Annotated in this window: 4 protein-coding genes and 1 pseudogene; 2 read left to right on the top strand and 3 right to left on the bottom strand. The window is 67.1% G+C overall.

What is annotated here, in order from left to right:
• Window positions 1-544: pseudogene (locus VFG33_RS30725) on the top strand (hypothetical protein); the annotation flags it as partial.
• A 2-nt stretch (window positions 545-546) separates the two neighbouring features.
• On the opposite strand, the gene VFG33_RS30720 reads toward VFG33_RS30725, so the two are convergent.
• The 3 genes from VFG33_RS30720 to lhgD all read right to left on the bottom strand — a co-directional run bounded on the left by VFG33_RS30720 (window position 547) and on the right by lhgD (window position 3,442).
• Entirely contained in the window at window positions 547-1,374 is an 828-nt protein-coding gene (locus VFG33_RS30720) for an aldo/keto reductase (RefSeq protein ID WP_325056487.1), read from the bottom strand.
• A gap of 17 nt (window positions 1,375-1,391) precedes the next feature.
• A complete protein-coding gene (locus VFG33_RS30715; RefSeq protein ID WP_325056486.1) occupies window positions 1,392-2,153 on the bottom strand; it encodes a carbohydrate deacetylase in 762 nt (253 codons plus the stop codon).
• 83 nt (window positions 2,154-2,236) lie between these two features.
• A complete protein-coding gene (gene lhgD, locus VFG33_RS30710; RefSeq protein ID WP_325056485.1) occupies window positions 2,237-3,442 on the bottom strand; it encodes an L-2-hydroxyglutarate dehydrogenase in 1,206 nt (401 codons plus the stop codon).
• 119 nt (window positions 3,443-3,561) lie between these two features.
• Here lhgD and VFG33_RS30705 point away from each other — a divergent pair, with 119 nt between their 5' ends.
• Window positions 3,562-3,972, top strand: a complete 411-nt coding sequence (locus VFG33_RS30705) for a DUF302 domain-containing protein (RefSeq protein WP_325056484.1) — start codon at window positions 3,562-3,564, stop codon at window positions 3,970-3,972.
• Window positions 3,973-4,008: the final 36 nt, after the last annotated feature.

Below are 4,008 nucleotides of genomic sequence, written 5' to 3'. Positions count from 1 at the left end.
GCTTGATCGTCCGGTGGAGTTCGAGGACGTTTCGATGGCATCGGTGATCTTCGAGAGCGGCGCCGTGGCGACCGTGATCAACAGCCTGCTGTCGCCGCGTGAGCTGAGCAGGATCCGGATCGACACGACCGGTGGAACTCTCGAAGTCGACCATGTCTACGGCTACTCCGACGCGGACTGGACCTTCTATCCGGCGCCTGACGCGGCCCACGCAGCGAGACTGGGTCTGGATCCCAGTGTCCAGCGGGCGGCTGAGACGGACCACATCGGCACCGATCCGTGGATCGCCTCAGCCGGCAAGGACATTCCGAGCAACCACGCCGCTCAGCTGGACCGCTTGGTCGACGACCTGTTGAGCGGCCGGACCCACGCCACCACGCTGACCAGCACCCGGCCGACGATGGAGTTCGTGACCGCGCTCTACGCCTCCGCGATCACCGGTACTCCGATCCACCGCGCCGACCTGACCCCCGGCCACCCGTTCTACCAGGCACTCCACGCGAACCTGCCGAAGACCATGATCAGCGAGACCTTCTCACCCTGACCTCACCACCACTTGCCGCTGCGGGAGAGCGCGTCGGCGGTCCGGCCGGTGGTGTCGAGGGCGTCCAGTGCAGAGACGGACGCTTCGTCGAGTTCGAAGTCGAGGACGTTGAAGTTCTCGTGGATGCGTTCGCGGTGGGTCGACTTGGGGATGACCGAGAGTCCCTTCTGGATCGCCCACCTGATCAGGACCTGAGCCGACGTGCGTCCAGTGGCAGCCGCGATCCGCTCGACGACTGGATCCCTGAGGTGCCGCCCGGTTCCCAGCGGGCTGTAGGCCTGGGAGACCACGCCCGCGTCCTCACCCGCGTCGACCAGGGCCTTGCGATACTCGAACGGGCTGAACTGGATCTGATTGACCGCCGGCTGGATCTGGCTCGTCTTCAGGACCTCTTGGAGCTCCGTGACGCTGAAGTTCGAAACTCCGATGCCCCTCGCCAGGCCGGCCTCGCTCGCCCGCTCCATCCCGGGCCAGGCCCACGTCGGCCCGCCCTGCGGCCAGTGGATGAGGTAGAGGTCGACGTACTCCGTGCCGAGCCGCTGCACGCTCTTCTCCGCCTCGGCCAGCGGGTCGCGGTTTCCCGGGTAGAACTTCGTGGTGAGGAAGATTTCCTCTCGGGGGATGCCGCTGCTGCGGATCGCCCGCCCCACACTGGTTTCGTTCCGGTACGCCTGCGCGGTGTCGATCAGCCGGTAGCCCTTCTCGAGCGCCCAGGCGACCGCCCGCTCACATTCCGGGCCGTCGTCCACCTGCCAGACCCCGAGGCCAAGCACCGGGATCTCCGCACCATTCGAGAGCGTTCGGGTCAGCTGAGAGCTGTTCGCAGTCATGCACCCCTTCTACCACGTCAGTCGGTGAAGGCGTTGCGCATCGATACCAGGTCGATGCCGCGGTCCTCGATCGTCTTGCGGATCTCGGGGTCGGTCACGATGTCCTGGTCCGAGAGCCTGTACTCCTCGGCCCATCGGTAGGTCTCGGTGCCGGGCGCGGTCAGCGCAGCGAGTTCCAGTCCCGCGACGGCGCAGTGCGTGACCAACAGGTGCACGCCCGGCGTCAGGCCGGCGAGGTAGGCGAGCATCCAGGGCTTCTTGGCTGCCCCTTCCCGGTCGCTCAGAGTCTCGATCGAGGCAAACCGTCGCGACTCCACGGGGCCGTAGATGTAGGGCTTGCCGATGGCGTTCGAGACCTCGGCGTACGCGTCCGGCGCCGTCTCGCCCATATGGACGTCCAGGTAGTCGGCAGCAAGCCCTTCCGCGGCGAATTTCGCCACCTGAGCGGACAACTCACGGACGGCATCGGCAGGTGTGACCGAAGCCCGGGCCTCGGCGACCGTCCGGAAGAACGTTCCGTCATCACCCACCAACGAGGGTCCATCGGTCAGCGGCCGCCACCGCAGGAAGTCCCATTCGCAGGTCAGGGTCTGATGGACGCCGAGCGGAATTCCGGACTCACGCGCCAGCGCCGCGGCCCCGGTGAACCACGGACACGCGGCCATGGTCGAGGCCTGCGTCAGGATCCCTTCCTGAAACGCTTGCAGTGTGCCGACGTTGACGGCATGACACATACCGAAGTCGTCGCCTTGAACGATCAGCCTGATGCCACCAGCCACGCGCACTCCTCCGGACAGCCAACGAACGGAAGACGACCGTACCTCGAAGGTCCGTCCTGTTGCGCCGACAGCGCAGCTCCTCTTCAGGCCCGGTCGGCGGACAGCTCCTCGGCGATGCGTTCGCCGATCGTCAGGCACGCGGTGGCGGCCGGGGACGGGGCGTTCAGGACATGCAACGTGCGGCCATCGCGGAGGAACAGGAAGTCGTCGACGAGTTTGCCGTCGCGGGTCACAGCCTGCGCGCGCACGCCCGCGCCAGAGCGCCGTACGTCCGAGACTCGCAGCTCAGGCAGCATCCGCTGGGCTTCCCGTACGAGCGCTCGGCCGGTGAGTGACCGCATCACCTCCTTGGCTCCCGTCTTGGCGTACCGCCGCGCGAGACGCCACGAGCCCCGGTAGGTCACGGACTCCCACAGGTCCCGAGCGACGATCTTCGACCAGGAATAGCCCTCCCGAGCCAGAGCCGGTACGGCGTTCGGCCCGATGTGGACGGTGCCTTCGATGCCACGGGTGAGGTGGACGCCGAGGAACGGCAGGTCGGGGTCCGGTACCGGATAGACCAGACCCTTCACCAGGTAGTCGCGCTCGGGAACGATCTCGCTGAACTCGCCCCGGAAGGGAAGGATGCGAACACCCGGCTCGAGCCCGGAGGCCCGCGCGAGCCGGTCGCTGTGCAAACCGGCGCAGACCGCGACGCGATCCGCCTCGATCACGTCGTCCGTCGTATGCACCCGCACGACAGAGCCTGCGTTCTCGATCGACGTCACCGTCACCCCGGTACGGATCTCGCCGCCGGCCGCGCGGACGTCATCCGCCAGGGCGCCGGCCACGAGCTTGAAGTCCACTCGACCGGTGGAATCGACCGCCAGGGCACCTTTGACGCGGAGGTGCGGTTCACGCTCCTCGATCTCGTCGAGGGTCAGCCGTCGGACCGGGACACCGTTCTCACGGCCGATGCCGAGCAGACGATCGAGCTGCGGGAACTCGGCCTCTGTGGTCGCGACGACGAGCTTCCCAGGGACCTCCACCGGGATGCCCTTCTCCTCGCAGTACTCCTTCAGCGCCGCTCCCCCGGCAACGGCCAAGCGCGCCTTCAAGGATCCAGGCTTGTAGTACAGCCCGGAATGCACCACCCCGGAGTTGTGCCCGGTCTGGTGCGCCGCGACCGACCGTTCCTTCTCCAGTACGACGACCGGCGTACCGGGATCGAGTCGCTGCAAAGCCCTCGCCACAGCCAGACCGACGATCCCACCGCCGACCACGACCGCCGTTCTCACCGCAGATCCCATCGAATCCTCCTGCACCCCGTGACGGCCTCCGGCCAGTGAAGAGAGCTGACACGAGTGCCCATAAATACACTTCTGAGACCGCATTCTGTAGGAACGACGCTAAGGGAAGGACCGCGATCATGCCTGATTCTCCTGGCAGCGGACCGTTGCCGGCCGGGGCGGTCAGCAAGGTGGCCGCCGGAACTGTAGCGGAGGTGACCGAGCGATTCCGCCGGCTGCTCGAGGCCAAGGGGATCACGGTGTTCGCCGTGATCGACCAGGCAGGCGCGGCTCGTACGGCCGGTCTCGACCTGCGCGACACCGTCCTAGTGATTTTCGGCAACCCAGCCGCTGGGACGCCAGTCATGGCGGCCGCTCCACTGGCCGCACTGGACCTGCCCCTGAAGCTGCTCATCTGGGACGACGCGGGGACGACGCGGATTGCCTACTACTCCCCCGAGAGCATCGCCGAACGACACCGACTCCACCCCGAAACCGCCGCCGCACTGGGTGCGATCCACCAACTCACCAACGCCCTCACCGCACCCTGACAGACGCCCATCCCCTCACCTGCGGCGTTCTGGGGG

This window comes from Kribbella sp. (genome assembly GCF_035687465.1).
Taxonomy (GTDB): Bacteria; Actinomycetota; Actinomycetes; order Propionibacteriales; family Kribbellaceae; genus Kribbella.
Note: the sequence above shows the minus strand (reverse complement) of the source record. Positions and strands in the feature narration are given on the sequence as shown.

Coding starts and splice junctions, on each gene's coding strand:
- lhgD (WP_325056485.1), bottom strand. CDS start 3,442: ATGGGATCTGCGGTGAGAACGGCGGTCGTGGTCGGCGGTGGGATCGTC.
- VFG33_RS30705 (WP_325056484.1), top strand. CDS start 3,562: ATGCCTGATTCTCCTGGCAGCGGACCGTTGCCGGCCGGGGCGGTCAGC.
- VFG33_RS30720 (WP_325056487.1), bottom strand. CDS start 1,374: ATGACTGCGAACAGCTCTCAGCTGACCCGAACGCTCTCGAATGGTGCG.